General features: G+C 52.5%; 10 tRNA genes and 2 rRNA genes (1 of these 12 cut by a window edge). All 12 read left to right on the top strand.

Annotated features, from left to right (window positions below):
* Positions 1-1,741 (top strand): 23S ribosomal RNA (locus tag F3H97_RS00600) (it extends 1,172 nt beyond the left edge of the window).
* A 53-nt stretch (positions 1,742-1,794) separates the two neighbouring features.
* Positions 1,795-1,911, top strand: a 5S ribosomal RNA gene (gene rrf / locus F3H97_RS00605).
* A gap of 75 nt (positions 1,912-1,986) precedes the next feature.
* Positions 1,987-2,062 (top strand) — tRNA-Asp (locus F3H97_RS00610).
* Between the two features lie 19 nt (positions 2,063-2,081).
* Positions 2,082-2,157: transfer RNA gene (locus F3H97_RS00615), tRNA-Phe, on the top strand.
* 8 nt (positions 2,158-2,165) lie between these two features.
* Positions 2,166-2,241 (top strand) — tRNA-Thr (locus F3H97_RS00620).
* A gap of 10 nt (positions 2,242-2,251) precedes the next feature.
* Positions 2,252-2,327, top strand: a tRNA-His gene (locus F3H97_RS00625).
* A gap of 12 nt (positions 2,328-2,339) precedes the next feature.
* Positions 2,340-2,415: transfer RNA gene (locus tag F3H97_RS00630), tRNA-Lys, on the top strand.
* Positions 2,416-2,452: 37 nt separating this feature from the next.
* Positions 2,453-2,533 (top strand) — tRNA-Leu (locus F3H97_RS00635).
* Between the two features lie 15 nt (positions 2,534-2,548).
* Positions 2,549-2,623: transfer RNA gene (locus tag F3H97_RS00640), tRNA-Gly, on the top strand.
* A 9-nt stretch (positions 2,624-2,632) separates the two neighbouring features.
* Positions 2,633-2,720: transfer RNA gene (locus F3H97_RS00645), tRNA-Leu, on the top strand.
* 3 nt (positions 2,721-2,723) lie between these two features.
* A tRNA-Arg gene (locus tag F3H97_RS00650) sits at positions 2,724-2,800 on the top strand.
* A 6-nt stretch (positions 2,801-2,806) separates the two neighbouring features.
* A tRNA-Pro gene (locus F3H97_RS00655) sits at positions 2,807-2,883 on the top strand.
* The last annotated feature ends 106 nt before the right edge of the window (positions 2,884-2,989 follow it).

The following is a 2,989-nucleotide window of genomic DNA, read 5'->3' on the forward strand; positions in this document are numbered from 1 at the left end:
AATGTAACGGGGCTAAACATACCACCGAAGCTATGGATCCCGTAAGGGATGGTAGGAGAGCGTTCCAAGCAGCAGTGAAGCGGTATCGTGAGGAGCCGTGGAGCGCTTGGAAGTGAGAATGCCGGTGTGAGTAGCGAAAAGAGGGGTGAGAATCCCCTCCGTCGAAAGCCTAAGGTTTCCTGAGGAAGGCTCGTCCGCTCAGGGTTAGTCTGGACCTAAGCCGAGGCCGAAAGGCGTAGGCGATGGACAACAGGTCGATATTCCTGTACCGCCGTACCACCGTTTGAACGATGGGGGGACGCAGAAGGATAAGGTGACCGTGCGACTGGAAGTGCACGGACAAGCAGCGAGGCCGTCGGGTTGGCAAATCCGCCCGGCATACAAGGTTGAGCTGTGACGTGGAGCCCGTAGGGCGAAGCACCGGATTTCACGCTGCCAAGAAAAGCCTCTAGTGAGGAGGTCGGCGCCAGTACCGCAAACCGACACAGGTAGGCGAGATGAGAATTCTAAGACGCGCGGGATAACTCTCGTTAAGGAACTCGGCAAAATGGTCCCGTAACTTCGGGAGAAGGGACGCTTATGGCAACATAAGCCGCAGTGAATAGGCCCAAACGACTGTTTAGCAAAAACACAGGTCTCTGCTAAATCGCAAGATGAAGTATAGGGGCTGACGCCTGCCCGGTGCTGGAAGGTTAAGGGGATGTGTCATCGCAAGAGAAGCACTGAACCGAAGCCCCAGTAAACGGCGGCCGTAACTATAACGGTCCTAAGGTAGCGAAATTCCTTGTCGGGTAAGTTCCGACCCGCACGAAAGGCGTAACGATTTGGGCACTGTCTCAACGAGAGACCCGGTGAAATCATAGTACCTGTGAAGATGCAGGTTACCCGCGACAGGACGGAAAGACCCCATGGAGCTTTACTACAGCCTGATATTGAGGCTTTGTACGCGATGTACAGGATAGGTGGGAGTTTGTGAAGCCGGAGCGCCAGCTTCGGTGGAGACACCCTTGGGATACCACCCTTTGCGTATAGAGTCTCTAACTCGCAGCCGTGATCCGGCTGGAGGACCGTGTCAGGCGGGTAGTTTGACTGGGGCGGTCGCCTCCTAAACAGTAACGGAGGCGCCCAAAGGTTCCCTCAGAATGGTTGGAAATCATTCGAAGAGTGCAAAGGCAGAAGGGAGCTTGACTGCGAGACCTACAAGTCGAGCAGGGACGAAAGTCGGGCTTAGTGATCCGGTGGTTCCGCATGGAAGGGCCATCGCTCAACGGATAAAAGCTACCCTGGGGATAACAGGCTGATCTCCCCCAAGAGTCCACATCGACGGGGAGGTTTGGCACCTCGATGTCGGCTCATCGCATCCTGGGGCTGGAGTAGGTCCCAAGGGTTGGGCTGTTCGCCCATTAAAGCGGTACGCGAGCTGGGTTCAGAACGTCGTGAGACAGTTCGGTCCCTATCCGTCGTGGGCGCAGGAAATTTGAGGAGAGCTGTCCTTAGTACGAGAGGACCGGGATGGACGCACCGCTGGTGTACCAGTTGTTCCGCCAGGAGCACCGCTGGGTAGCTACGTGCGGACGGGATAAGTGCTGAAAGCATCTAAGCATGAAGCCCCCTCCGAGATGAGATTTCCCTTTGAGCAATCAAGAAAGACCCCTCAGAGACGATGAGGTAGATAGGTCATGGGTGGAAGCGTGGCGACACGTGGAGCTGAATGATACTAATCGGTCGAGGCTTTGATCTAGTCTAATGGTTTGTGTTGATGAATCCTCAGTTTTCAGGGAACAAGCCCTAAAGTCTGGTGGCGATAGCGAGACGGCCACACCCGTTCCCATGCCGAACACGGAAGTTAAGCGTCTCAGCGCCGAAAGTAGTTGGGGGATCTCCCCCTGTGAGGATAGGACGTTGCCAGGCTTTATTTTTTTAAAAAAGTTATTGACTTTACATAGAATGACCTTTAAAATAGGTAAAGTCGATATGACTTAAAACGGTCTCGTGGTGTAGGGGTTAACATGTCTGCCTGTCACGCAGAAGATCGCGGGTTCGAATCCCGTCGAGACCGCCATTTTTAATTTAATACGTATGGCTTTGTAGCTCAGTTGGTAGAGCAAAGGACTGAAAATCCTTGTGTCGGCGGTTCGATTCCGTCCAAAGCCACCATATAACACGCCGGTGTAGCTCAGTTGGTAGAGCATCTGACTTGTAATCAGAGGGTCGAGGGTTCGAATCCTTTCGCCGGCACCATTTTTTCATGGCGGTTGTGGCGAAGTGGTTAACGCACCGGATTGTGATTCCGGCATTCGAGGGTTCAATTCCCTTCAGCCGCCCCATTAAAATTTAATGAGCCATTAGCTCAGTTGGTAGAGCATCTGACTTTTAATCAGAGGGTCGCAGGTTCGAGCCCTGCATGGCTCACCATTTCTCATTATTTTTTATTCAATACGTAATTTCACATGCGGGTGTGGCGGAATTGGTAGACGCGCTAGACTTAGGATCTAGTGTCTTTGACGTGGGGGTTCGAGTCCCTTCACCCGCATCTCTAAATACTTACGCGGAAGTAGTTCAGTGGTAGAATACGACCTTGCCAAGGTCGGGGTCGCGGGTTCGAATCCCGTCTTCCGCTCCATCTTAATACGCGGTCGTGGCGGAATCGGTAGACGCGCTAGGTTGAGGGCCTAGTGGTGGTTAACACCGTGGAGGTTCAAGTCCTCTCGACCGCACCATATGCACCCTTAGCTCAGCTGGATAGAGCGTTAGACTACGAATCTAAAGGCCGGGAGTTCGAATCTCTCAGGGTGCACCATTTTAACGGGAAGTAGCTCAGCTTGGTAGAGCACTTGGTTTGGGACCAAGGGGTCGCAGGTTCGAATCCTGTCTTCCCGACCATTTATTTTTTTGGTCTTTGAAAACTGAACGATGAGGCAAAAAAAGTTTTACAATTTTTGAATGAAGCGCAAGCTTCGTCAATTTAAGAGCTATATCAAATTCTTTG

It is taken from the genome of Exiguobacterium sp. SRB7LM, assembly GCF_015712685.1.
GTDB classification, from domain to species: domain Bacteria; phylum Bacillota; class Bacilli; order Exiguobacteriales; family Exiguobacteriaceae; genus Exiguobacterium; species Exiguobacterium profundum.